This is a genomic window from Moritella sp. (genome assembly GCF_033791185.1).
Taxonomy (GTDB): domain Bacteria; phylum Pseudomonadota; class Gammaproteobacteria; order Enterobacterales; family Moritellaceae; genus Moritella.
Genome location: NZ_JASJHF010000239.1, coordinates 1 through 4067, shown reverse-complemented (window position 1 = coordinate 4067; position 4067 = coordinate 1). Strand labels below are relative to the sequence as shown.

Here is a 4067-nt window from a genome sequence, read left to right as displayed (position 1 = left end):
GATCGTAAAGTTAAGCTGTAAACGGTTGATAAGCGGCTCTAACATTGCACTCGACAAGGCTAAATTAATCTCTTTCACTTCAGGTAATTTCAACTGGCTAACAGCGAAGTCCGCTGAACGTTGAATTTCTAAACTAAAATTATCCAATAATGGGCTATCAAGTTGATTTTCTTGCAAGTCACGGAGACGCGAAAACCCCCGTAAACGCCGTGAGAAATACAACTGGTTATCATAAATAATGGTTAAATTAACTTCTTGATGATCCTGTTGAGATATCAGCATCTGCGTACTTTTCTGCTCGGCGTTGGCAGGGGTATGAAATAAGTTCGCTGTCGCTAATTCCTCAATACCTATGCTCATCAGCTCCATATTTGCTTGTTGTATTGCGGTGACAATTAATTCAACTAAGCTCTTTTGGCAGTAGACTAAATGAATTTTATTTTGCTTCGGTACCGCAAAATAATCAAATACCACGGTATCAATCGCTTCACTAATAAATTCTTTGGCAATGAAAGGCAGGGTATTCGCAATTTCATCGTCAGGTACACCCGGCTTATCAATTTGTAGTAATTGATAAAGTTGATTCGATAGCACCACATGGCAATTTGATGCCTGTAAATTATGTTTCGATACTAGCTCATTAAGCGTCTTAATCAATGCAGATATGTCATGAAACGCCGTTGAATCAAGCACTGCAATCGCATCATTACCCGCTGACAAAGCGCAGACATCAACACGCTGCTTAGCGATAAAAATACCCAGTTTTGCTTGTGTATTACGATTTTTTAACCAGGGTATACGCATAAAACTTTGTGACACCTAAATAAATGAGATAAAAATTACCAATTAGCCGATGCGCTATCATACTTTAATCGGCATTAAGTAGTAAGCAAAGTGTGATATTAGCACAACAATATCACCAAAAAATAATTATGACATCACTATAAACTAACTTTGAGACTCACTTAATACACTGAGTTTATTGCAAAAATCACCTTGCGCACCATAAACACCCAGTTTATTCAGAGCATCCCACTCACCTTTCGATTCAACTCCGACGGCAATCACGTTAGTCGCTAAATTGACAGTGCCTCCGAGGATACTGCGGATAGCTAATTGGTTAATTTGGCGCTTATGTAAATCACGCACTAAACTCGGGTGGATCTTAATAACGTCAACACCGAGCTTTTTAATATAAGAAGAATCAACCACATCCTGGCCGACCATATCAACAACAATACAACAGCCGAGCGCTTTCAGGTTTTTCGCCGGTTCTAATAACATGGCTAAATTACGATTAATTTGAAATTCATGGATCTCAAAATGTAGCATCGAACGTAATTTCATCGGTAAACGAATGACATCTAAATAAACAGCGCGCATGAAACCTTTATCTAAATAGCTCTGTATATCTAAATTGATACCACACGTAATCGGTTCATCTTGCTCTAAACTCGAAATAGCCCGTTCCACAGTCAGTCGGTCAATGCGCTTTAATACTCCACATTTCTCCGCCATCGGTAAAAACACCCCCGCATGCACCCATTCATTGTTTTCATCTTTCAGTCTTGGATAAACTTCATGCCCTAATACCTGCTTGTCTTTCATGCTCAAAATTAGCTGATACTCATAATTAAAAGCATTATTTTTAAAGGCTTTATCGAATAATCCACGCCATTTAACCGTCCCTTTTGCATACATAGGGAACGGATCTTCTTGCTCATATAGGAACCAACCAGAACTGCCTTGCAGCACCGCTATTTTTAAAGCTTGATCGACGTTTTCTAATACCTCTTCCGCACCTTCGCCGTAGTTATAAATTGCCACTCCGGTATAAAATAATTCATCACAATCAACGGGCGTCGATAAACTGACTCTGGTTAACAACTTATATAATTGCTTCATCACAATTTCGGATTCAGGACCAGTGATCCTGGGTAATAAAATAGTAAACTGATCACCACGATAACGAGCCAGGACAGAACCAGTAAAACGGTCGATAAATTTACTCAGTAACTCACTGACCGACTTAACCATTTCATCAACGTCAGCGACGCCATGATCATAGTTTAATTGTGATAACTCATACAGTTCAATTTTTATCACCGTACCAGCAATGACCCCAGGATCTGATAACATTGCTTCTAATTGATTTAAAAAGAAATCACGATTACCAATCCCCGTTGACGCATCCACAAAAGCATTGGTTCGCATATACGAGTCAAAGCGGCTGCGTTCTTGTTTAGTATCTTCGAGATCGGCAATCAATTTATCAAAAGCACGGCTGGTTGCCTTTGGCCATTCAGATTCACCACCAACAGCGACTTTGAGGTGGTCACCATTGAGGATCTGATAACTGCGAAGCGACAACACCTCTGCCCCATGCATGCCTTTTTTAAGTAACCGAATCGCAATAACTAAACCAAACAAAGCAATCACTAACCCAGTCCCGACACCGGTTAATAATTCCGTAGGGTATTCCATCGCATAAAACGGCGAGATCATCACCACCTTCGCGGTGAAATCACTGTTCGATCGCAATTCAAAGTTATATTCTTTAAGGAAGGATGTAACACCATAGGTATCAGGAGTGTTGGCATCAAAGTAATAACTGACGATACCCTCTTTTTCAACACTTAATTGAAGCACTGAATGGGCACGCAATAACTCAGGTAACCAGAATGCAAAACGCGGCTCGCTATCTTCCATCGCGAGTTGCTCATCCATGACATCAATCAGACGGGAGATATTTTGTTTTTGAGTTTCAATCGCGAGTTCGCGTAAACTCACCGCACCGCCGAGTAACACTACGCCGACCGATGAAAGTACACAAAAGATAATAAAACCAATTAGTTTATTGGTAAATTTCATATATTCTTATACATCCCTATATCAGAATTCCATGACAACACACAGATTATGATAACGACAAAATAGCGCCGATATAGTTAATTATTCTACTGTATTATGCGATTAATGACATATAAAAACTAATAGCATGAGGGGTTAACACAATAAAAATATTAAAACGAACACTCAGCATGAATAATTATCAATAACATTCAATCGCAAATACAAAAAAACCCCGAAAATCGGGGCTTCATACATTATATCTCAACAATCAAACGAATGACTCTTCCATGATCTAGAATGGAATATCGTCATCAAAGTCAGCAGATGGTTCGTTAAAACCTTGCTGTGGTGCTTGAGGCGCTGCTGCAGGTGCTTGCTGTTGTGGAGCATAGCTTTGCTGCTGTGGAGCCTGTTGTGGTGCTTGTTGCGGCTGTTGGTTACTATTATTATAACCTCCACCTTGCTGTTGCGGTGCAGCTGCAGGTTGTTGTGGCTGACCCCAACCTGCATTTTGGTTCTGCTGCTGTTGTGGTTGTTGATTATAACCACCACCTTGCTGCTGCTGTTGACCGCCTTGGCGAGCACCAATCATTTGCATTACACCGTTAAAACCTTGTACTACAACTTCAGTTGTGTAACGGTCCTGGCCATTTTGATCTTGCCATTTACGTGTTTGCAATGCGCCTTCAATGTATACCTGTGAACCTTTACGTAAGTATTCACCAGCAATTTCAGCTAGCTTACCGAATACAGCAACACGATGCCATTCAGTTTTCTCACGCTGTTCGCCAGTTTGCTTATCACGCCACGATTCACTTGTCGCAATCGTTAGATTGGCAACCGCGCCACCATTTGGGAATGAGCGGATTTCAGGATCATTACCTAAATTACCAAGAATAATTACTTTATTTACGCCACGACTGGCCATGCTAGCTCCTGTGCTGTTCACGAACCAGGTTCAAAGCCTGGTCTATTTCAAAATCTTTAGTCGCTTTTAAATAAGCAACCTGCTCTTCTAATACTACTACAGCTTCATTAATACCGGATAGCGATATTAGCTTTTCGGCTATTAATTCAGCTTCTCTTTGGTTTGAAATGGTCACCGCGATGGTATGCGCCTTCACTTGACCGACATTTTCTAACCCCAAAGAAATAATAAACCACACTATCATTACCGCAGCAATAATAAAGAATAAACCTTGTGAACCCAATTG

At 40.5% G+C, this 4067-nt stretch carries 3 protein-coding genes and 1 pseudogene; all 4 read right to left on the bottom strand.

Annotated elements, in window-relative coordinates; translation table 11 throughout:
- Positions 1–804: biogenesis protein MshI (locus tag QNK26_RS14075; RefSeq protein ID WP_319224046.1), on the bottom strand; the 804-nt coding region annotated here is incomplete at its 3' end.
- A gap of 144 nt (positions 805–948) precedes the next feature.
- On the bottom strand, positions 949–2871 hold the full coding sequence (locus QNK26_RS14070) for an EAL domain-containing protein (RefSeq protein ID WP_319224045.1): 1923 nt from the start codon (positions 2869–2871) through the stop codon (positions 949–951).
- Positions 2872–3145: 274 nt separating this feature from the next.
- Positions 3146–3781 (bottom strand): single-stranded DNA-binding protein, encoded by a 636-nt coding sequence (gene ssb / locus QNK26_RS14065; protein WP_319224043.1) that lies wholly within the window; start codon positions 3779–3781, stop codon positions 3146–3148.
- Position 3782: 1 nt separating this feature from the next.
- A pseudogene (locus QNK26_RS14060) lies at positions 3783–4067 on the bottom strand (MFS transporter); the annotation flags it as partial.

Coding starts and splice junctions, on each gene's coding strand:
- ssb (WP_319224043.1), bottom strand. CDS start 3,781: ATGGCCAGTCGTGGCGTAAATAAAGTAATTATTCTTGGTAATTTAGGT.
- QNK26_RS14070 (WP_319224045.1), bottom strand. CDS start 2,871: ATGAAATTTACCAATAAACTAATTGGTTTTATTATCTTTTGTGTACTT.